General features: G+C 50.6%; 21 protein-coding genes. 19 read left to right on the top strand and 2 right to left on the bottom strand.

Annotation, left to right across the window (positions count from 1 at the left end):
- Positions 1-86: 86 nt before the first annotated feature.
- The 14 genes from H6995_09265 to H6995_09200 all read left to right on the top strand — a co-directional run bounded on the left by H6995_09265 (position 87) and on the right by H6995_09200 (position 11,999).
- On the top strand, positions 87-1,628 hold the full coding sequence (locus H6995_09265) for an IS21 family transposase (protein ID MCP5215183.1): 1,542 nt from the start codon (positions 87-89) through the stop codon (positions 1,626-1,628).
- 1 nt (position 1,629) lies between these two features.
- Positions 1,630-2,379 (top strand): ATP-binding protein, encoded by a 750-nt coding sequence (locus tag H6995_09260; protein MCP5215182.1) that lies wholly within the window; start codon positions 1,630-1,632, stop codon positions 2,377-2,379.
- Complete coding sequence (locus H6995_09255) at positions 2,380-3,264, top strand: toprim domain-containing protein (protein ID MCP5215181.1); 885 nt, start codon at positions 2,380-2,382, stop codon at positions 3,262-3,264.
- Positions 3,255-4,223, top strand: coding sequence for a tyrosine-type recombinase/integrase (locus H6995_09250; protein MCP5215180.1), 969 nt, complete (start codon positions 3,255-3,257; stop codon positions 4,221-4,223). The genes H6995_09255 and H6995_09250 overlap by 10 nt, the downstream gene beginning before the upstream one ends.
- Positions 4,220-4,630, top strand: a complete 411-nt coding sequence (locus tag H6995_09245) for a hypothetical protein (protein ID MCP5215179.1) — start codon at positions 4,220-4,222, stop codon at positions 4,628-4,630. Before H6995_09250 ends, H6995_09245 begins: the two co-directional genes overlap by 4 nt.
- A 264-nt stretch (positions 4,631-4,894) precedes the next feature.
- Positions 4,895-5,512 carry a type IV toxin-antitoxin system AbiEi family antitoxin domain-containing protein gene (locus H6995_09240; GenBank protein ID MCP5215178.1) on the top strand — a complete coding sequence of 206 codons (618 nt, stop codon included), beginning with the start codon at positions 4,895-4,897 and terminating at the stop codon, positions 5,510-5,512.
- Positions 5,512-5,790, top strand: coding sequence for a nucleotidyl transferase AbiEii/AbiGii toxin family protein (locus H6995_09235; protein ID MCP5215177.1), 279 nt, complete (start codon positions 5,512-5,514; stop codon positions 5,788-5,790). The genes H6995_09240 and H6995_09235 overlap by 1 nt, the downstream gene beginning before the upstream one ends.
- 507 nt (positions 5,791-6,297) lie before the next feature.
- Positions 6,298-6,540 (top strand): hypothetical protein, encoded by a 243-nt coding sequence (locus H6995_09230; protein MCP5215176.1) that lies wholly within the window; start codon positions 6,298-6,300, stop codon positions 6,538-6,540.
- A 66-nt stretch (positions 6,541-6,606) separates the two neighbouring features.
- Complete coding sequence (locus tag H6995_09225; protein MCP5215175.1) at positions 6,607-7,620, top strand: IS21 family transposase; 1,014 nt, start codon at positions 6,607-6,609, stop codon at positions 7,618-7,620.
- Positions 7,617-8,390 (top strand): AAA family ATPase, encoded by a 774-nt coding sequence (locus tag H6995_09220; GenBank protein ID MCP5215174.1) that lies wholly within the window; start codon positions 7,617-7,619, stop codon positions 8,388-8,390. Before H6995_09225 ends, H6995_09220 begins: the two co-directional genes overlap by 4 nt.
- A gap of 3 nt (positions 8,391-8,393) precedes the next feature.
- Positions 8,394-9,518, top strand: coding sequence for a group II intron reverse transcriptase/maturase (gene ltrA, locus H6995_09215; GenBank protein MCP5215173.1), 1,125 nt, complete (start codon positions 8,394-8,396; stop codon positions 9,516-9,518).
- Positions 9,515-10,390 carry a nucleotidyl transferase AbiEii/AbiGii toxin family protein gene (locus H6995_09210; GenBank protein MCP5215172.1) on the top strand — a complete coding sequence of 292 codons (876 nt, stop codon included), beginning with the start codon at positions 9,515-9,517 and terminating at the stop codon, positions 10,388-10,390. The genes ltrA and H6995_09210 overlap by 4 nt, the downstream gene beginning before the upstream one ends.
- 61 nt (positions 10,391-10,451) lie before the next feature.
- Positions 10,452-11,738: a hypothetical protein gene (locus H6995_09205; protein ID MCP5215171.1), complete on the top strand. Its 1,287-nt coding sequence runs from the start codon at positions 10,452-10,454 to the stop codon at positions 11,736-11,738.
- 6 nt (positions 11,739-11,744) lie between these two features.
- A complete protein-coding gene (locus tag H6995_09200) occupies positions 11,745-11,999 on the top strand; it encodes a hypothetical protein (GenBank protein ID MCP5215170.1) in 255 nt (84 codons plus the stop codon).
- Between the two features lie 415 nt (positions 12,000-12,414).
- Here H6995_09200 and H6995_09195 read toward each other — a convergent pair whose 3' ends face one another.
- Together H6995_09195 and H6995_09190 are read right to left on the bottom strand one after the other, a co-directional pair.
- A complete protein-coding gene (locus tag H6995_09195) occupies positions 12,415-12,879 on the bottom strand; it encodes a hypothetical protein (GenBank protein MCP5215169.1) in 465 nt (154 codons plus the stop codon).
- A complete protein-coding gene (locus H6995_09190) occupies positions 12,836-13,255 on the bottom strand; it encodes a helix-turn-helix transcriptional regulator (protein ID MCP5215168.1) in 420 nt (139 codons plus the stop codon). Before H6995_09190 ends, H6995_09195 begins: the two co-directional genes overlap by 44 nt.
- A 133-nt stretch (positions 13,256-13,388) precedes the next feature.
- Between H6995_09190 and H6995_09185 the strand changes: the two genes are divergently transcribed.
- The 5 genes from H6995_09185 to H6995_09165 all read left to right on the top strand — a co-directional run bounded on the left by H6995_09185 (position 13,389) and on the right by H6995_09165 (position 18,295).
- Positions 13,389-16,376, top strand: a complete 2,988-nt coding sequence (locus tag H6995_09185; protein ID MCP5215167.1) for a toprim domain-containing protein — start codon at positions 13,389-13,391, stop codon at positions 16,374-16,376.
- 3 nt (positions 16,377-16,379) lie between these two features.
- On the top strand, positions 16,380-17,384 hold the full coding sequence (gene xerC / locus H6995_09180) for a site-specific tyrosine recombinase XerC (protein MCP5215166.1): 1,005 nt from the start codon (positions 16,380-16,382) through the stop codon (positions 17,382-17,384).
- A 43-nt stretch (positions 17,385-17,427) separates the two neighbouring features.
- Positions 17,428-17,700, top strand: a complete 273-nt coding sequence (locus H6995_09175; GenBank protein MCP5215165.1) for a type II toxin-antitoxin system RelE/ParE family toxin — start codon at positions 17,428-17,430, stop codon at positions 17,698-17,700.
- Positions 17,701-17,783: 83 nt separating this feature from the next.
- Positions 17,784-18,068 (top strand): helix-turn-helix transcriptional regulator, encoded by a 285-nt coding sequence (locus H6995_09170; protein MCP5215164.1) that lies wholly within the window; start codon positions 17,784-17,786, stop codon positions 18,066-18,068.
- A gap of 20 nt (positions 18,069-18,088) precedes the next feature.
- The gene (locus H6995_09165) at positions 18,089-18,295 is read left to right on the top strand and encodes a hypothetical protein (GenBank protein ID MCP5215163.1); all 207 of its coding nucleotides are present in this window, start codon (positions 18,089-18,091) and stop codon (positions 18,293-18,295) included.
- Positions 18,296-18,815: the final 520 nt, after the last annotated feature.

Here is an 18,815-nt window from a genome sequence, read left to right as displayed (position 1 = left end):
ATCTCTTGCCTCTTATTTTAAAGCCAAAAACGGCCCATCCCAGATGGGTAGAGGCCGTTGTTGCCACAAACAAAGGTACTTGGTTTATGGATATTTTAAAACTACGGGAAGCCGTAAGGTTGTTGGGCTCTACGAATTTATCCCGGCGAGCGATAGGACGGCTGGTCCTCCTATCACACAACACCGTCAGCAAATATCAACACATTATGAATGAGGGAGGGCTCAGTTGGTCGGATATTACGAAACTATCGGATAAAGAGTTAGTAGAAACCTTTGGTGTTAAAAGGCTGCCGCGAGCTATTAAACGCCTTCCAGATTGGGTTCTTATCCACAACGAGATGAAAAAGAAGCATCAAACTTTAATAGAACTCTGGGAGAAATATCGTAGTGAGAACTCAAAGGATGCCTACGCTTATTCCCAGTTCTGCTTTCATTATCAACGTTACGTTTCTAGGTTGGATCTGACCATGCGACAGACTCACTTGGCAGGCGAGTGTGTCTTTGTTGATTACGCCGGCACATTGATTCCATGGACGGATATAGAAACCGGGAAGGTGTATTGGGCTCAAATATTTGTTGGTGTCCTGGGATGTTCGAACTACACCTTTGCTTGGGCGTGCCGCAGCCAAAAGATTGGGTGCTGGATCGAGGCGCATAATCAAATGTACGCCTTTTTTGGTGGCGTGCCGCAGGTGGTGGTGCCGGATAATCTTAAATCTGCGGTAATTTCGCCAGGTGCAATACCTGTCATCAATCGAACTTACCTGGAATTATCCCGGCATTATGACTGCGTGATTTCGCCAGCACGAGTGAGGAAACCACAAGATAAATCGAAGGCAGAACTGGGCGTCCTTTTAGTTTCCAGATGGATAACTGTGCCTTTAAGGCGGCGTAAATTTTTTAGTATTAACGAAATCAATGATGCCATCACCGAGCTTTTGCCGAAATTGAATCAGCGGCCTTTCAAGCGGTTGCCGGGCAATCGGCAATCGCGGTTTGAGGCCCTTGATCAGTCCATGCTGAAACCGCTGCCCGCAAAGCCGTTCGAACACGCTGAGTGGATTGCGCCGCAAAAAGTGGGGCCGGACTACCATGTGTATTTAAAAGGCCATGCCTATTCAGTGCCTTTTCGCTTGGTTACGGAGAAGGTTGAAGCACGCGTGACCGGGAAAACCGTCGAAATTATCTATCAAAACCAGCGTGTCGCCAGTCATGTTCGCAATTTTGAGCAAGGCGGGTGTACCACTGACCCCAGTCACCGTCCTGCAAAACATCAGGCTTACGCAGAGCAGACCAAGGAGAATTTTTTGCGGTGGGCCGAAATGCTTGGACCTACAGTGATTAAAGCAGTTACGGCCCAATTTGCCAGTAAGCCGGAGTATTCCTTAGTGGCGCAAAAAGCCTGTTCTCAGCTTAAAAAGCTGGCGCGCATTTATGGTGAAGAACGTCTCGAAGCGGCTTGTATTAGGGCGGAAGCTATTAATTCACTGACGGTCAAAAGTATTCGTTCCATTCTACAGCGACGGTTGGATGAAAAGCGGAATGAACATGAACTGCCTATTCAAACTCAACTGCCGTTGCATGCGAATGTACGCGGCCCTGACTACTACCAAACAGGAGCGCACTAACATGTTGATTGAGCAGACTATAGAGCAGTTACATCAGTTAAAACTGAAGGCAATGGCATCGGCGCTGGAGATGCAGCTGGATTCTAGCACGCATCAGGGGTTGGGCTTTGAGGAGCGTCTTGGATTATTGGTTGATGCAGAGCTTCACGACCGCGATCAGCGCCGTCTGGATCGGTTGCTACGTGCGGCAAAACTCAAGCAAGCTTCCGCTTGTATTGAGGACGTAAACTATACGGCCAACCGCGGATTGGAACGGCCGATCGTCGCATCGCTCTCTACGAGCCATTGGGTTGAAAAATCCCAGCATGTCTTACTGACAGGGCCAACGGGTGTGGGTAAAACCTGGATTGCCTGTGCGCTGGCCCAGCAAGCTCTGCGCAAGGGGCTTTCAGTTGTGTATCGGCGCCTAGTTCGGCTGTTGGAGGAACTTGAAGCGGCCAGAGGGGATGGCACGTTGCCCAAGCTTAGGGCTCAGTTGGCCCGATTCAGGTTAATCGTTCTTGATGATTGGGCAATTACTCCGCTAACAGCGCGTAACCGGCAAGATTTGATGGAACTGGTGGAAGATCGCAACGGCGCTGGGTCGCTACTGATTACTTCCCAATTACCAGTCAGCCAATGGCACGATTACCTTGGGGATCCTACGCTGGCGGACGCTATCCTGGATCGCCTGGTGCACAGAGCGCATCGAATCGAGTTACATGGAGACTCCATGCGTAAACTACAATCCCCTGCCAGGGAGGAAGGTTAAATGATACCTGTATTTCCAACAGCCAATTACCATCATGCCGCGGCCACCTATGATCCTCGCTGGTTGGGCCGTATGAACTTTCCTGATCCAGCGATTGATAGTCCTACCAGTCAAACGCTGGTAAACCAGATGTTTGACTATTACCAAGATGCATTGGGTGCTCGTTCTAGAGCGTTTGAATATCTTGAGCAACATGGAATTAACGATCTCTGTTTACTTAAAGAAATGGGTGTGGGCTTTGTTGATCGAACCTTGGGTAAGCAATTGCCCTCGGGGCAATCTACGGAGGGGGCATCGATACGCGGTAACCTGCAGCGCTTGGGTTTGCTGGTTGGCAGCGGCGGTGAGTTTTTTCGTGGGGCGTTGGTATTCCCCAATAAAAAGGCCAACGGCGATATCACGGAGGCTTTCGGTCAACGGATTACGCCGCGGTTAAGATCAGGAACGCCTTATCAGCTGTATTGGTCGGTTACGCCCGCTGGTTTCTTTAATTCGTCGGCGTTGACGGATAATCGAAAGATCATTCTCTGTCAGACTCCTCTGGATTTGCTAACGCTACGTTGTGCTGGTTTTAACAATGTCGTCTCGACGTTGGGTACTCGTAACTTTGGTGTCGAGCATCTATTGGCAATGGAAACGACGGATGTCAGTGAAGTTTGTATTGCGTTTGATAATACGCCTGAAGCCAACATCGCGGCCTGCTTAGTTGCCCAGGTACTATCGGCCAGCGATATTGCCTGTTGTCGCGCAACACTACCGCCTGGTATGAGCGTCAACGAGTGCCTTGTCGCCTATGGAGCCGCGATGTTGTCATCCGTTATTTTGGGCGCCAAAACGCTGGTGCAGACCTATGAACGTATGCAGGAGAATTTTCGATGCGATTAAATCAATATAAACCAAGAGCACTTTCCGCCTGTGTGGACTTTTATCTGGAGGACTGTCTGGTAAAAGGGTTGTCACCCAGAACCGTTGAAGGTAAATGTAGTGCGTTGAAGGCGTTTGCCCGATGGGCATTGTCTGAGGACTTAAGACGCCTCCAGGATATTGGTCTCGAAGAGATTGAAGCCTATCAAGCGTATTTGTTTCGTTATCGCCAACCCTACAACCATAAACCGTTGTTTAAGGCTACGATACGCAATCGCCTGACGGCAGTAAAAGTCATGTTTCATCGGCTGCATCGGCGGGGCGTCATTAAGGAAAATGGGTTAGCCCTGATGGAGCTGCCAAAGGTGCCACGGCAATTGCCCAGGGGTTACCTTGATTTGTCAGAGATTGAATCGGCGCTGAACCAATCGTTGTTGCACAATTATAAGGGGCTAAGGGATCGGGCAATTCTGGCTGTGTACTATGCTACGGGCATTCGACGTATGGAATTGGCTAACTTAGCGATTAATGATGTTAATTTAAAAGCTGGTATTTTGACAGTCAACGCAGGCAAAGGAGAGAAAGATCGACGGGTGCCAGTCGCGCAATCCGCCTGTGTGTGGATTAGGCTATATCTCCTGCATGTTCGGCCTCGGCTACAACAGCTGTACTCTGGTACTGCCTTGTTTATCGATGATCATGGACGGCAGTTTCGTGAGCATCAGTTAACCCGTATTGTTTCCAAATACGTCCGCCGTGCAGGTATTAGTAAACCGGGAGCCTGTAATTTATTCCGGCATTCCACCGCGACGCTAATGCATGAAAACGGTGCCGATATTCGCCATGTTCAGGAAATGCTCGGCCATGCGGATATCTCAACAACTCAGGTGTATACCCATGTCACCATCAATAAGCTGCGAGAAGTGTATAACAAAACACACCCGGCAGCGCAAAATCCGACGACGGGGTTTGAACAATGAATATTCAAGAGGTATTTGAGCAATTGGCCTCCATTTTTGATGATGACGGAACCCCTTGCGATTATGGCTGCGGGGAGAATGCGGTCAATGACATGATCCAATATGTAAAGACTGAATTAGCGCCCTTGCCTTATTGCGTGGTTGAGGATTGGATTTGGATCGATATTAGCGTGCCTCGCAAGGTTCAAGAGCTATTCATGGAGCAAGGGGTGCAACCTTCAGTGATTTATGCCCGGACAGTGGTTGATGATGAAATTGAACGAGGCTTTCCCAACCTAAGGACCTCACCGTTCGTAGCGCTGCACAGAAGCTGTATTTTTCAGACGCGCAATACCGCATATATTCTCTGTGGTGCCGGACAACGAACGGTAATGGATGCTAAGGTATACGCGATGGTTGAATGGTAAAGATGAGGAGCGCAATAAAGCATGAGTCGTTGGTGTTACCGATGAACTGTTAATAAGCGGGCTTCGCTGGTTTTGTGGTATTGATCCAGATAAGTTGACCATGGATGGTCAACGACCACAAATGGATGTGTCGCATTGCTTTGGCTTTAACCTATGATGGTATGTGAAAGTATTATTTACTGACATAAAATGCTTTGTAAGTATTGATATAGTTGGGATATAATGTAATCACATAAATGGTAATAAGTCAGGAATACGTCCTAAATGTCTGCTTCAAAGAAAATCTCCAACAGGGTAAATCGCATGCAACGCGGCATTCCCTTTTCGATTACAGGGTTTTATTCTTTGGGTAGTCGTGCATCTGTGCAAAAGTCACTCAGTCGCCTAGCTCAGGAAGGCGTTGTTGAGCGCGTATCCAAAGGGTTTTACGTGCGCCCGAAACCCCTACCTAGCATGCCGTCAATCAAGACAACTGCCAGCGCTGAGCAAGTCGCCAGAGCTTGGGCTAAAGAGAATGGATATAAGTTAGTTATTCAGGGGCAGGAGTCAGCGTATCGGCTAGGCTTGCAGACGCAGGCGCCCATGAAAACCATTTTATGGAGTAATGGCCCTTCTCGACAGTTTAAGGTGGGTAATGACGTCGTCGAAATCCGCCATATTACGAAACAGAAGCTTCGGTGGGAAAAATCCCCTGAGGGAGAACTGTTGAGGGGGTTGCTGGTAACGCCACCGGAATCAGTTGAGGTCTCCGGGCTCAGAAAAGCTTTCCAGAGATTGTCGCTTTCCCCGCCTGAAACGAAGGAAGCTGTCAGAAAGTTATGCGCATTGCCACAGATGAGCGCTTGGCAAAATAAGCTTCACCAGGTGGAGCAAGTTGCTTAATGCATATCCTGGGTTTCTATCAAGATCCCGGTAAGCACGAAGAACTGAGGCAGCTTTTGACGCTTGGTGCGCAAAAGCATCCACAAGGCCTTCCCGCTAATTTTCTCGAAAAAGACCTATGGGTCACTGAAATCCTGCGCCTGTTGTACGATGAGAAACTGATGGGGGAATTTGCGATTGCCTTTAAGGGTGGAACGGCACTTAGTAAATGTTGGAAAGCCATTGATCGATTTTCTGAAGATAGTGTGCCACGAAGCATGGAGGAAGTGATGAGCTAAAGAATCACAACCGAAGTGTGTAACTGTGGATGAGATGAGGGAAGGCCCCTCGCAACCAAGGGATAGGCTGGGTTGCAAACTACCATAAGCGGCTGTGATAAAGAGTCATGGTCGTGAGCGTTATGGAAAAGGCATGGCATGACCATGTTAAGTACGTGTTCGAGGAGACGAGCGTAAGCGAATCACCGTTGAAGCATCGAAAGAAAGAGATGACATCAGAACAGGGAACTGTCTTCGCCCTGGAAAAGTTTGAGCGTGACCTATAAATGACGGCTCAAGCGGTGTCCGGTGTAAAGGTGGCGTGACCCGAATACAGGCTCATCCATGGAACGTGGGAACCTGGACTTCCATGCAAAGAGAAAAGCACAAGTGGAGCCCCCACGAGGCGAAATATCGATGGGAAGTTCAGGGGCGGAAGAACCCGTAGTAGTGGTGAATGGCTTGTAATGAGCCTGGAGCGAAGGGGTTCAATTGTTTCGTTGTTAAATTTTGCCAACTAGGAATAGGATGAGCTCAGTTATAACAACAAGGCCGTTTGAGATAACCAAGCGAATGGTCTGGGATGCGTATAAACGAGTTTGCGCTAAGGGAGGAGCCGCTGGCATCGATGACCAGACGATCGAGGAGTTCAATCGGAATGCGCCACGCAATCTGTATAAACTCTGGAATCGCATGGCATCGGGGACGTATTTCCCGCCAGCCGTCAAACGTGTTACCAACAATGCAAAACTGACCCACTCCAACAATTGAAATCTGATCCACTTGTTTTCACTATGGTGCCTTTTCGGAGGCACTTTGATCACAAAAGAAGAACTTATGAAAATTCAGATTTTGCATCAACAAGGCCTTTCACAACGCGCTATTGCCAAGCAGTTGGGCATATCGCGTAACACGGTTAAGCGTTATCTTCGTGCCAAAATAGATACCCCTGTCTATTCAACTCGTGCAAAACGCGGTTCGTTACTTGATCCTTTTAAGTCATTTTTACACTCACGTATTGCACAGGCCAAGCCGGTACATCTCTCTGGTGAGGTATTATTCCGCGAACTGAAAGAACTTGGTTATACAGGTAGCTTGTCGTTAATGCGCCAGTACTTGTATCAATACCGCGGCAAACCCACCCCGGAGCCGGTTGTGCGGTTTGAAACCGAAGTCGGCAAACAAATGCAGGTGGACTGGGGGCAAATGCGTGGTGGCAAACACCCCATCCATGCTTTCATCGCTGTCCTTGGCTATAGCCGGGCAATGATGGTGGTATTCACCGATAACATGCGCTACGGCACGCTGGAGCAATGCCATCGCCTGACCTTTGATTACTTCCAGGGCATTCCACGTGAAGTCTGGTACGACAATATGAAAACCGTGGTGGTTGAACGTGACGCTTATGGTGAAGGCGAGCATAAGCTCAATCAGGCGTTTTACCAGTTTGCCAAAAGCATGGGTTTTATCCCAAAACTGTGTCACACCTATCGACCTCAGACCAAGGGCAAGGTTGAGCGAATGGTGCGCTATGTGCGGGATAACTTCTTCCGACCCCTGAATACCAAACTGATGGCGTTTGGCCAGACATTGGACATAGACACTGCCAATGAGTACGTAGCACTTTGGCTTGAAACAGTGGCCCATCAACGCATCCATGACACCACCAAACAAAAGCCTGCTGAGCGACTGGTGGAGGAACGGAAGGTCTTGCAGGCATTGCCGCCTCAAATATTGCCCGTGGCACCTTCATTGCTTGGCAAGAGTTCATTGCCTTCGTTAGGCGTGTTAAGCCAGCAGCCACTGCATCATGATTTGAGCATCTATGACCAACTGATGGAGGCCCTATGAATCTGCAATTATCGCGCATTGGCGAGCTCACATCAGCACTACAACTGCCAGGCATTGACGCCAATGCCTGTGATTTAGCTCAGCAAGCGGCGAAAGAAGAGTGGGATTATCTGACCTTCCTCGAGCAGGTTCTCCAGTGTGAAAAGCGCGCACGCCATCAGCGAAAGCAGCATATGTTTACCCGAATGGCCGGCTTCCCGGCGTTAAAAACGCTGGAGGCGTTTGATTACGCCTTCGCCACTGGCGTACCGAAAAAGCAGGTAACGGAATTAGCCTCGCTGTCCTTCATTGAGCGGCAAGAAAACGTCGTGATGCTTGGGCCATCCGGGGTAGGAAAAACCCATATTGCTGTAGCACTGGGCTACAAAGCCGTTCAGGCTGGTATCAAGACCCGCTTTATCAGTGCGTCCGATTTAATCCTGCAACTGGCCACAGCGCAGCGGCAGGACAACTATAAACAAGTGATGCAGCGCTCAGTCGTCGCCCCCAGACTTCTTATCATTGATGAAATAGGGTATCTGCCCTTCAGCGCACATGAGGCCAAATTACTGTTTGACGTGATTGCTAAACGATATGAAAAGGGCTCAGTTATTCTAACCAGCAACTTGCCATTCGGTCAGTGGGGACAGGTGTTTGCTAACGATACTGCACTCACTTCTGCCATGTTAGACCGGGTTTTACACCACTCGCATATCATACAAATCAAAGGAGAAAGTTATCGGATCAAAGAAAAGAAACAAGCCGGATTAATGGATAAACCCAAGGAGTAGTGGATCACTTTTAGATTGTTGCTGTGGATCACTTTTAGACTGTTGTTGACAAAACGGGTGGAAATACCCAAGGCGGATGGAGGTGTACGGCCATTAGGAGTGCCGACGGTATCGGATCGAATCGCGCAAACGGTTGTGAAAATGGCCTTCGAGCCGGAAATAGAACCTTATTTCCACGAAGACTCGTATGGCTATCGCCCTAACAAATCGGCACACCAGGCAGTAGGCAGGGCACGGCAGCGATGCTGGCGCAATGACTTCGTTCTGGACGTCGATATCAAGGGGTTCTTCGATAACATCGATCACGACCTGCTGATGAAGGCAGTGCATAAGCACACCCAAAACCCTTGGGTACGGTTATACATACAAAGATGGTTAACCGCTCCAGTTCAGCATGAAGATGGACGTTTGGAGGAGCGGAGCAAGGGTACGCCGCAAGGGGGGGTTGTCAGTCCCCTGTTGGCAAATCTTTACCTGCACTATGCATTTGATCAATGGATGACAAGGACTTATCCGCGCGTACTGTTCGAGCGGTACGCTGATGATATTGTTATTCATCTCAAGAGTGAGGCTCAGGCCAAGGCGTTGAGGCAACATCTCGAAGCAAGAATGGCAGAATGCCGCTTAGAACTTCATCCGATCAAGACGAAGATCGTCTATTGCAAGGATGCGGATCGCAAGGGGCGCTATCCAAATATCAGTTTCAAATTCCTCGGGTTTGAGTTCAGACCGAGGGGGGCAAGGAACCGATACGGAAAGCTGTTCTGCAATTTCCTCCCGGCAGTCAGCCGGGATGCGCTGACTGCGATGAAAAGAACGGTCAGGGCGTGGAGATTGAAATGGTGTTGCGAGAAAAGCATAGAAGACCTATCGAGGATGTTTAATCCAATCGCACAGGGGTGGATTCAGTATTACAGCAAGTACTACAAATCTGCCTTATTTTCCCTGGCTGAGCATATTAACCGGCATCTGGGAAAATGGGTGGCGAATAAGTACAAGACGTTCAGACGCAAACCGCGGCGGGCAATACATGCCTTGGGCAAGATGGCCCGCCGGAAGACCAAGCTGTTCGCACATTGGAATATTCTCGGTTACTTACCGGCTGATGGAGCAAGGAGAGCCGTATGACGGGAGACTGTCACGTACGGTTCGGAGAGCGGCTGGCGGGGAAGTTCCGCTGGCCGACTCACCTAGACCTGTCAATTCATTGGGCAGACCTAGCAAGAGAAGGTGACGAGCAAGTTGCTTGGGATAAATCAATTCAGAGTCGGCAGCAGAGAAAAAAATTTCGTAAGAGGCAAGAAGTGCTGCTGGGGCAATGGTCAGTAGATTTTGTTGATCGCCTCAACCAGCGCTTGGTCGACTACAGTATTGAAGGCTTGTTTGCCGAGCTTGATCCTGATTCCAATGGTGAAAAGGTTGATGTTCACTTTCCAAGAGTAACGTCGGGCATCAATGATTATCAGTTGGATCATGTGCTTTTGGAGTTTGGTGGGCGCAACCGAGGTAAACCAACGGTCCAGCACTCGATTGGCTGCTATATTGCGGATGTGTCGGAGTTTGGCGAGCTGATTTGTCCACGGGCCACTGTTCAAGCTTTTGATCCAGCATATATCTTATGGGAAAAACTGACAGCCCTGCACCAGTTTTCAACGATGACCCGAGAACCCGTGGCATATCGGCTGGCTAGACACTGGTACGATGTTGATTGCTTGTTGCGGCATGCAATTGTGGATCCTCTGAGTAGTCTAGAAGCCATGGCCGATGTTGTCGAAATGAAAAAGCAGCGTTGGTCAGAGGTTGGTGTTGATTATGAGTCCGTGCTGAGGGGAGATATTCGACTAGTACCTGACGCTGAGCGCTTATCTAGCATTACAAAAGACCATCAAGCTGCAGTTAAAGGCGGGATGTTTTACAGTCCTCCGGATAAATTCGATGTTATCATTGATCGAATTCTTGTGGCTCAAGAACAAATCAACCAAAGTTTAGCTGCCAAATAATCACCTGAAAGGAGGAATTAAGCAGAAAGTAATTCTGCAACCATAGATTCTTCGCATTCATATGAATGGACGGATTTATGATCCGCATATTGCCAGGTTTGTGCAGGCGGATCCGTTTGTGCAGGCGCCATCTGATTTGCAGATGTTGAATCGGTATAGCTATGTGCGCAACAACCCCCTTAATGCGACGGATCCGAGTGGGTTTATTATTCCGCTTATCGCTGGGATCGCTGCATACGCCATAACCACAGATCTTGTTATTACAGCGATTGTGGTAGGCCTAGCAACGTTTACTCAAGCATTGGTACAGGGAGCGGATTTTGGACAAGCATTTATTGCCGGTATATCAGCGGCTGCTTTAACCTTTGCTGGTGGTCATTTCTTCCCTGGAGTAGAGGCGACCCTCGGTCAATTCGCGCTCTATGGTGCGAAAATGGGGGTTATCGGAGGTATCACCAGTGTGTTGCAGGGCGGCAAGTTTGGTCATGGGTTTATTTCAGCAGGGCTTGGTGCCGCCGTTGGAGGGCCGATAGGAGGTAAAATTGGTGGTGCAATTGGCTCTAAAGTGGCTGGTCGTGTCATTGCTAGTGCGGTTGTTGGGGGAACGGTTTCGGAACTGACGGGTGGCAAGTTTGCCAATGGGGCTGCGACTGGGGCATTTGCGTCGCTTGCAAATGAGGGGGCTATATCATATGCCAATGCCCATAAAGCTCCTCAGTTAAACTTACCTGAGTTTTCGGTAACACCCGGATCACCTAAAATGGGTGCAGATTTAACAACCGGGGAAGTGGAGCTGGTAGCATTAGATTTATCTGCTCCATATGAAGGAGAGACTTTTAATAAGGTGGCACCGGTGTCAACATTAGCGGCGGGAGAGCTTAATATAGACTGGTCAGCTGTGGGGCCAACCAATGTATTTGACGTGCCGTATTTGAATGTGGATACGGGCTATGGACCTTCCAAGCAGGATGCTTTGTGGGGTGCTGCAAATATTGCTCACCAGCAATTAGAAAATGCTATAGCTGCCGTAATCACGTTACCTATTGTCATTGGAGGGGCAGCTGCTGCTGGAGGAACAGCTTTGGGTGGTAGCCTTATCGGTATGACTCTCCATTCTGCGCCGAGACTATATTCGGGAGAGGGGATTACTGCAACTGGATTAGCAATATCCGGGACGGTCGGTGCTTTAAATAGCCTTGCAGGTGCTCGGGCAACTAGCTTTGCGTCTACAGGGCTTGTGGGAGCGCCTACATACCAGAGGTTAATCGTAAGTGGCAGCATTAGAGCTGGTGGAATTGGGCAGTCTATATCAGTAAATCAAGCTGCAGGTGCGGCCTTTGGGTATTAACGAGTCATGATTGATTTTTTTGAAATATTAATGGCTTTTTTAGCGGGAAGTATATCTGAGCATGTTAAGTCTAAAAAAATATCTCGGTTTAAGGTGTTTCTAACGGGATTTTTTTTTACCTCTGTTGGCGCAGTGCTTGTCTGTATACCTGTATGGCTAAGGGGAGACGGAGTACAGGAACGTGTGCCTATGGTTGTAGGATTAATATTGGTAGCGTCTATCGCTGTTGGTTTAACAATGGTTTCACAAGTAGATGATTGACCAGGAATTTTAGCGTTGTTTGGGGTCATATATGGATGTCGATGATCGCCCTAAGGCGGCGAGGCGGGGTCAGGTCTTGCCCCGTGCCTTGCACGACTTCCAATAGCGGGCTAATCTGAACAAGTATTCAAGCATATGATGACAAGGAGAGTTGTCGATGGCTAGACCGCTTAGGCTGGAGTTTTGCGGTGCGCTTTATCATGTCACTGCACGCGGGAACCGAAGGGAAGATATTTACGAAACACCTCAGGATAGGACACAGTTCCTTTGAGGGGTCAGGGTCAGGTCTTGCCCCGTGCCTTGCACGACTTCCAATAGCGGGCTAATCTGAACAAGTATTCAAGCATATGATGACAAGGAGAGTTGTCGATGGCTAGACCGCTTAGGCTGGAGTTTTGCGGTGCGCTTTATCATGTCACTGCACGCGGGAACCGAACAAGCACGGGGTCAGGTCTTGCCCCGTGCCCGTTAAAGCCGGCCGCGTATTATACTCCTCTACCGTGGCCAGATTCCGCTCAATCTCATACCATAGCGCCTGGTTGATCTGCTGCAGCATGCGCTGCAATCCCCACTGGGCGTCCTGGCTCATGTTATCCAGTCGGCCGTGGGCAATAAAATCCACCAGACAGACGACCTGCAGCGTATTGGCCAGGGTATCGCGGGGCTTGTCCGGATGCACTAAAAAGGGCTCGGGGATAGTCGGTGAGGGGTGAGTTGGTTTAGTATTGCCGTTAGTCATAGTAACCTCCATGTAGGTTAGTGTGATTAGCTGGCCTGGGGTGTGACTGCACCCTGGGTCAGCGCTTATGGAATCAATATCCTCTTTACTGTTCCCCTTATGCTCTGGAAATAAACGCATCAATAGTACGGAACAGAGCATCCTGGTCGCGCTTGGGTAATGAATCAATCGCTTGTAGCCGTCTGCTTAATCGCCGGTTCTTAGGGCCATCCCCTTTAGCGGTGGCTTTAATGCCCAGTATCTCATCGGCAGAGACGCCGAGTACCTCACTGATTTGTACAATCAGCTCGCCATGCAAACGTAATTTGCCTCGCTCATAGTCTGACGCCATCGGTTGGGAAATTCCCAGCGCCTCGGCCAGCTCTGCCTGGGTAATGCCTTTCTCTTTGCGCAGTTGCGCCAGCCGCGCACCAATCTCAGCAGCTAATTTATCGTGCTGTGCCACAGGTTGTTCTCCAAGCCAGTGATTAACAGCTTGAAGTATATCCCCGGTTTTTAGGTGTCCTTGTGTTGACATGGGTTAGTCCTGTGAGTCAATATAAGATAATCTTATATTTATTGTTCCGGTCTGGCAACTGGAAATTACCCTGAAAAAAGTGTGGTGAGGGTATTGACAGGTTTTTAGCCAAACCCCGATTGAGGAGATAAACATGGCGCGACTCCCGGCAGAGCAGCTCGCACGCATTAAATCGGAGGTCTCCCTGTTGCGGTTGGTGGAGGGCGAGGGTTACGAGGTTACCCGTCAGGGCAAGGATTATGTGATTCGCTGCCCCTTCCATGAAGAGGACACCCCGAGCCTGATCATCAGTCCTAAAAGTAACCTGTTCCACTGCTTCGGCTGCGAAGCGGCGGGTAGCGTGATCGATTGGGTGATGCAAACCCAAAATATCAGCTTCCGCCATGCGGTGGAAATTTTACAACAGAGCAACCCCTCCTTAGCTGCTCAGCCAGTTCCGGCAAAACACACTGTTAAACCAAAACTGGACGCTTTACCTCTAAATCAGGACGACCAGGCGTTACTGCACCAGGTGGCGGACTATTACCATGAGACTTTATTGCAAAGTCCGGAAGCGCTGGCCTATCTGGAAAAACGGGGTCTGCACGATCCGGAACTGATCAAGCGGTTTAAGCTGGGCTATGCCAACCGTACCCTGGGCTATCGGTTACCCCCGAAACGCACCAAGGCGGGGGATGCCTTGCGGGGTCAGCTCACCAAAATCGGGTTGTACCGGGAAAGCGGGCATGAGCACTTTAACGGCTCGGTCGTCGTTCCCATTCTGGATGAGCAGGGCAATGTCGTCGAAGCCTATGGCCGCAAAACCCGCGACGATCTGCGCAAGGGCACCCCGAAACATCTGTATCTGCCGGGGCCTCATGCCGGGGTGTGGAATACGCAAGGGTTGGAGAACCAGAAAGAGGTTATCTTATGCGAAGCACTGATCGACGCCATGACCTTCTGGTGTGCTGGGTACAAGAATGTCACGGCCAGTTACGGCACTGGCGGTTTTACCGATCACCATTTAGCCGCCTTTAAGCAGTACGGTATCGAGCGGGTGCTGATAGCCTATGATCGGGATGAGTCCGGCAATCAGGCCGCTGAAAAGCTGGCCAAACAGCTACAGCAGGCAGGCTTTGACTGTTACCGGCTGAACTTCCCGAAAGGGATGGATGCCAACGCCTACGCTTGTGAAGTGCAACCGGCTTCGAAAAGCCTGGGGGTTGTTATACGCTCTGCTGAATGGATGGGGAAAGGTGTTGCACCTGAGCGCATACCCACTGAAGCAATACCGGAACCACCCGCGCAAGCCCTACCGGACGCCCCGGCATCTGATCTTGAGGCGGTAATCAGCGATCAGGAAGTCATTATCGAGTTCGGAAACCGCCGCTATCGTATCCGCGGTCTGGAGAAAAACCGCAGTTATGAAGTCCTCAAGGTCAATGTGCTGGTCAGCAATGAATCGGGCTGCGATGGGCAGGACGCCCAAGTGTCGCGGACGCAGGGATGCGTAGGAGCGATCCACGTCGATACCTTCGATCTGTACAGTGCCAAGCATCGGCAGGGGTTTATCAAGGTGGCGGCGATGGAGCTGGGTGTAGAGGAGCGGGTGATTAAAACCGACCTGGGCCAGGTGTTGCTGAAACTGGAGGAGTTACAAGAACAACAGATCGAAGGCGATAAAACCCCGGCGGAAAAAATACCGGTGATGAGTGAGGCCGAACAACAGGCAGCCCTCTCCCTGTTGCGCGATCCGAAGTTACTGAATCGCATCCTGACCGACTTTAGCCGCTGTGGTGTGGTGGGGGAAGAAACCAATAAGCTGGTCGGGTATCTCGCCGCGAGCAGCCGTAAACTGGATCGCCCTTTAGCCGTCATTATCCAGAGTACCAGCGCTGCCGGTAAATCCTCCTTGATGGACGCTATCCTGAATCTGATGCCCGAAGCGGAGCGGGTGCAGTACTCTGCCATGACCGGCCAATCTCTGTTCTATATGGGCGAGACCAATCTCAAGCATAAGATACTGGCGATAGCGGAAGAAGAGGGCGCGGAACAGGCCAGCTATGCTCTAAAACTGCTGCAATCGGAAGGGGTGATTACCATTGCCAGTACCGGCAAGGATGAGGACAGCGGTGATCTGGTGACCAAGGAATACAAAGTGGAAGGCCCGGTGATGCTGTTCCTGACCACCACCGCAATTGATATCGATGAAGAGCTATTAAACCGCTGTCTGGTGTTAACGGTGAATGAATCGAGAGAGCAGACGAGGGCGATCCACGAGGCCCAGCGCAGACGAAGAACACTGGAAGGATTACAAGGCCAACTGGAAAAGACGCAGCTCGCCCAACTGCATCGCAACGCCCAGCAACTCCTGAAACCCTTAGCCGTAATTAACCCCTATGCGGATCAACTGACCTTCCTGGACGATAAAACCCGCACCCGGCGCGACCATGAAAAGTATCTCACCCTGATCGACAGCATTGCCCTGCTGCACCAGTACCAGCGGGAAGTAAAAAATGTCGAGCACAACGGGCAGGTGATCGAGTATATCGAAGTGCAGTTAAGCGATATCGATACCGCCAATCGACTGGCCCATGAAGTACTGGGAAGAACGCTGGATGAATTACCGCCGCAGACCCGCAAGCTGTTAAAGCTGATCCAGGCGATGGTGACGGAGCAATGCCAGGTGCAAGGTCTCTCACAAACCGATTACCGTTTTAGCCGCCGTGATGTGCGAGAGTTTACGGGCTGGAGTGATGGTCAGCTCAAAATCCACTGTACTCGATTAACTGACCTGGAATACCTGTTGGTACATCGGGGTGGACGTGGTCAGCATCTGGTGTATGAATTGCTGTTTGATGGCGATGGCAGCAATGCATCGCAGTTAATGGGACTCATTGATACGGAAAAACTCGCCTATGACGTGAAAAAGTCAGGGCAAAAAATGCAAAAGGTAGGGCTAAGTCAGGCCCAGGTTAGCCCCAAGTCAGGGCAGGTAAAACCGCTGAAAGGCAATAACGGTAAGGCATTGAAGGAAAGTAGGACGGATATCTCGGAAAGTACTTCCAATGGAAAAAATGCTTCCGGGCCGTACCGTAGTCGTAATGCCCTCCCTTTAGCCGCCCAACCCACCGGCCTATAAATCATGGCCAGAAAAGGCGAGAAACTGCCGGAGGTGATCGGCGATCTGAGCGATCCGGAGAGCTTCGCCAGCCACCTGCGCCGCTTCTATGCCCACTGCCGCGCCCAGGGCTATACCGAACCCACGATTAAAACCTGGACCGCTAACCTGCGTCTGTTTACCCAATGGTGCCTGGACCGGGGATTATCCCAACCCAAGCAAATTACCTATCCCATCCTCACCCGATACCAGCGCTACCTGGTCTATTATCGGCAGACCACCGGCGACCCCTTATCCACCTATACCCAAAGCGTCCGGCTCACCGCGATCAAAAGCTTTTTTAAATGGCTGACCCGAGAGCGCCATATCCTCTACAACCCGGCCAGTGAGCTACAACTCCCCAAAAAACAGCGACGCTTGCCCAAGGAGATACTCACGCCCCATGAAGTAGAGCAAGTGCTTAGCCAGCCGGATACTTCCGAACCCTATGGCCTGAGAGATCGGGCCATTCTGGAAATCCTCTACAGTACCGGGATGCGAAGAATGGAGTTAATTAACCTGACCCTACAGAGCATTGACCAGAGTCGGGGCATTGTCTTTATTAGCCAGGGCAAAGGCCAACGCGACCGCGTTGTTCCGATCGGCGACAGAGCGCTGGACTGGACCCGTAAATATACCGACGATGTGCGCCCGGATCTGATTGCCGGCGAAGACGACTGGACATTGTTCCTCAACCAGTACGGACAAAAACTCTCGCTGGATGCCTTATCACGGCGTGCCAAAGCCTATATCGAACAGGCGGATATCAATAAAACCGGGAGCTGTCATCTGTTCCGCCATGCGATGGCGACCCATATGCTGGAGAACGGGGCCGATATTAGATACATCCAGGAGATCCTCGGCCACAGCAAACTCGATACCACCCAGATCTATACCCAGGTGTCGATTCTCAAACTCAAGGAGATCCACACGGCAACGCACCCGGCGCGGAATAAACCGGGTGCCACCAAAGCTACCGATGAAATATAAAACAAGGAGAGGGTGCAATATACCAATTAATGGTATATCCTTAATGCCTATGAAATGGACGGTCTACCTCACCCGTAAAGCCCACAAGCAACTGGCCAAATTGCCGCAGTCCATACAGGACTTGGCTGATCTGGCCGTCAGCGATCTGGAAGAACAGGGCATTAACCCGCAGGGATGGAATACCCTGAAGACGGATGAGGATGAATACCGTCTGCGCCTGAACTATCGGTACCGGATGCGTTATCGGGTCACCGAAAATCAGGCCATGGAAATTGAAGTATTTTATGTCGGACACCGACGGGAGGCCTACCGATGAGCCAAGCCTTAAAAATCCATCACGACCTGGGAGATGTCGTCTTAACGCCTAACGAGAGCGTGAATAGCGCACGCCTGAAGAAAATGATCCGTTCCACGCTAGACCAATATCTGGCCGAAGACCGTGTGCCGGCCAGGACCATCCACAACGAAGCGAAACAGCGCCACGGCGACGATTACCGAACGTCCGGTTACTATCTGCGCCTGTATCGCCAACGAGCAGAGTTGACCCAGGCCGAGCTGGCCGACAAGACCGGCATTCGTCAGCATCACCTGTCTGAGATGGAACACAACAAACGGCCGCTGGGTAAAGCCAACGCCAAGAAGTTGGCCGACATTCTGGGTTGCGATTACCGGAAGTTGCTCTAGAGAGTTAAGAAGGTGATCCTATGGATAAAAAGTTATTTGATGAATTACTGGCGAGTGTGAAGGAAATGGATCGGATTGCCCGAGGCAAGAGAAAACCCTCACGTCGTGCTGAGTATCCAGAGAAGAGGAGCACTTACCCGCCTGTCCCGGCGCTTGCAATGCCTGCGGGTGTTCACAGCGGCCCGCAGCCGGCAACCGCCGCGCCAGGCTACGCCATGCCATTCTGAGAAAACAAACCGTTCGTTCGAATCCGGTGGTATGGAATAAGGCGGCCGCAACCCCTATGTCCGGTAAGGGGCATTACAGAAAATGGCTCGCAAGCCAAATAGCGGCAAGGTCGCGCATGTCCGGTAATGCGCCTTACCGAAAATAGGCGCTGCCGGTTTTTTTTACCTTCCCCCCTTTAATCCCCCCAGGGGGAATAGCTCCGCAGGCCGGCGCCAGGTGCCCTCGCACCAGCCTGCTACGCATAGGCGGCGGCAAGCCGCCTATCTCTTTATCCTGTGTGGGTCTTCACCTGCGGTCAAGGCCCACACTGCCCACCCGCCACCCTAAAAGCCAAAGCAGCAGCTAAAGGAAAAAGACCAATCCAGCACGGTGCGTCATAACCTCACCCTTGTTAATTTAAAAAGTGCGTCTAGTGAAAATTTTTAGTAGAGTGGTTTTGCCTTAGCGCAATTGCTCTTTAACAGTTTGATGCTGCTGGAAAAATCGCTTCCGGTTATGACGGTCGTGTCGGGGTCAACA

The organism is Pseudomonadales bacterium, assembly GCA_024234615.1.
In the GTDB taxonomy this organism is placed as follows: Bacteria; Pseudomonadota; Gammaproteobacteria; order Pseudomonadales; family IMCC2047; genus JAJFKB01.
Note: the sequence above shows the minus strand (reverse complement) of the source record. Positions and strands in the feature narration are given on the sequence as shown.

Excerpts from the sequence above, each read along its gene's own strand:
- H6995_09265 (MCP5215183.1), top strand. The coding sequence starts at position 87 with ATGGATATTTTAAAACTACGGGAAGCCGTAAGGTTGTTGGGCTCTACG.
- H6995_09260 (MCP5215182.1), top strand. The coding sequence starts at position 1,630 with ATGTTGATTGAGCAGACTATAGAGCAGTTACATCAGTTAAAACTGAAG.
- H6995_09255 (MCP5215181.1), top strand. The coding sequence starts at position 2,380 with ATGATACCTGTATTTCCAACAGCCAATTACCATCATGCCGCGGCCACC.
- H6995_09250 (MCP5215180.1), top strand. The coding sequence starts at position 3,255 with ATGCGATTAAATCAATATAAACCAAGAGCACTTTCCGCCTGTGTGGAC.
- H6995_09245 (MCP5215179.1), top strand. The coding sequence starts at position 4,220 with ATGAATATTCAAGAGGTATTTGAGCAATTGGCCTCCATTTTTGATGAT.
- H6995_09240 (MCP5215178.1), top strand. The coding sequence starts at position 4,895 with ATGTCTGCTTCAAAGAAAATCTCCAACAGGGTAAATCGCATGCAACGC.
- H6995_09235 (MCP5215177.1), top strand. The coding sequence starts at position 5,512 with ATGCATATCCTGGGTTTCTATCAAGATCCCGGTAAGCACGAAGAACTG.
- H6995_09230 (MCP5215176.1), top strand. The coding sequence starts at position 6,298 with ATGAGCTCAGTTATAACAACAAGGCCGTTTGAGATAACCAAGCGAATG.
- H6995_09225 (MCP5215175.1), top strand. The coding sequence starts at position 6,607 with ATGAAAATTCAGATTTTGCATCAACAAGGCCTTTCACAACGCGCTATT.
- H6995_09220 (MCP5215174.1), top strand. The coding sequence starts at position 7,617 with ATGAATCTGCAATTATCGCGCATTGGCGAGCTCACATCAGCACTACAA.
- H6995_09210 (MCP5215172.1), top strand. The coding sequence starts at position 9,515 with ATGACGGGAGACTGTCACGTACGGTTCGGAGAGCGGCTGGCGGGGAAG.
- H6995_09205 (MCP5215171.1), top strand. The coding sequence starts at position 10,452 with ATGAATGGACGGATTTATGATCCGCATATTGCCAGGTTTGTGCAGGCG.
- H6995_09200 (MCP5215170.1), top strand. The coding sequence starts at position 11,745 with ATGATTGATTTTTTTGAAATATTAATGGCTTTTTTAGCGGGAAGTATA.
- H6995_09195 (MCP5215169.1), bottom strand. The coding sequence starts at position 12,879 with ATGCTCTGTTCCGTACTATTGATGCGTTTATTTCCAGAGCATAAGGGG.
- H6995_09190 (MCP5215168.1), bottom strand. The coding sequence starts at position 13,255 with ATGTCAACACAAGGACACCTAAAAACCGGGGATATACTTCAAGCTGTT.
- H6995_09185 (MCP5215167.1), top strand. The coding sequence starts at position 13,389 with ATGGCGCGACTCCCGGCAGAGCAGCTCGCACGCATTAAATCGGAGGTC.
- xerC (MCP5215166.1), top strand. The coding sequence starts at position 16,380 with ATGGCCAGAAAAGGCGAGAAACTGCCGGAGGTGATCGGCGATCTGAGC.
- H6995_09175 (MCP5215165.1), top strand. The coding sequence starts at position 17,428 with ATGCCTATGAAATGGACGGTCTACCTCACCCGTAAAGCCCACAAGCAA.
- H6995_09170 (MCP5215164.1), top strand. The coding sequence starts at position 17,784 with ATGATCCGTTCCACGCTAGACCAATATCTGGCCGAAGACCGTGTGCCG.
- H6995_09165 (MCP5215163.1), top strand. The coding sequence starts at position 18,089 with ATGGATAAAAAGTTATTTGATGAATTACTGGCGAGTGTGAAGGAAATG.